The sequence below is a fragment of the Bacillus hominis genome (genome assembly GCF_018332515.1).
GTDB classification, from domain to species: domain Bacteria; phylum Bacillota; class Bacilli; order Bacillales; family Bacillaceae_G; genus Bacillus_A; species Bacillus_A hominis.
The window spans coordinates 1-638 of sequence record NZ_BOQD01000502.1 but is presented as its reverse complement, the minus strand read 5'-3'; the positions used below and the strand labels follow the sequence as shown (position 1 = coordinate 638).

The 638-nt window shown below is 31.2% G+C and carries 1 protein-coding gene; it reads left to right on the top strand.

Annotated elements, in window-relative coordinates; translation table 11 throughout:
• The first annotated feature begins 210 nt into the window (after window positions 1-210).
• Window positions 211-588: a PH domain-containing protein gene (locus KI356_RS26910; protein ID WP_212936972.1), complete on the top strand. Its 378-nt coding sequence runs from the start codon at window positions 211-213 to the stop codon at window positions 586-588.
• The last annotated feature ends 50 nt before the right edge of the window (window positions 589-638 follow it).

Sequence of the window (638 nt, the reverse complement as noted above, 5' to 3'; positions counted from 1 at the left end):
CGCCTTCTAATACTAAACCGATATTCTTCATGCTCAATCCCTCTGCTTCTGTTTTCTTACTTACATGTTAGCACAAGATTTTAGGATGAGGTTATATAAATTAATTGCAACAATAACGAAAAACTATTGAACTTATGTCATAATGTCTTATCCAATAGCATGGTACAATATAAGAAACTCATTCCACATATTATAAAGGAGGAATTTCATATGGGTTTATTTAGTGGTATTTTAGGAAATGCATCAAGTGCGAGTACAGAAAGCGTTGAACGTGATTTAGAAAAGATTATGCTAGATGATGAGAAAGTTGAGCATGCTTATAAATTAATTCGTGATTTAATCGTATTTACAAATCGCCGTCTTATTTTAGTAGACAAACAAGGAGTAACTGGTAAAAAAACAGAATACCATTCTATCCCTTATAAAAGTATTACACAATTTAGTATTGAAACAGCTGGGCATTTTGATTTAGATGCAGAACTTAAAATATGGGTGTCTAGTTTGAACGCGCCAATTACGAAAGAATTTAAAGGCGATGATAGCATATTAAGTATTCAAAAAGCGTTAGTAACATATACGACGAAATAGTTCATTTTTGTATATTTATTCGAACTTCAAATTACTAACCCGGATTATTT

Coding starts and splice junctions, on each gene's coding strand:
- KI356_RS26910 (WP_212936972.1), top strand. CDS start 211: ATGGGTTTATTTAGTGGTATTTTAGGAAATGCATCAAGTGCGAGTACA.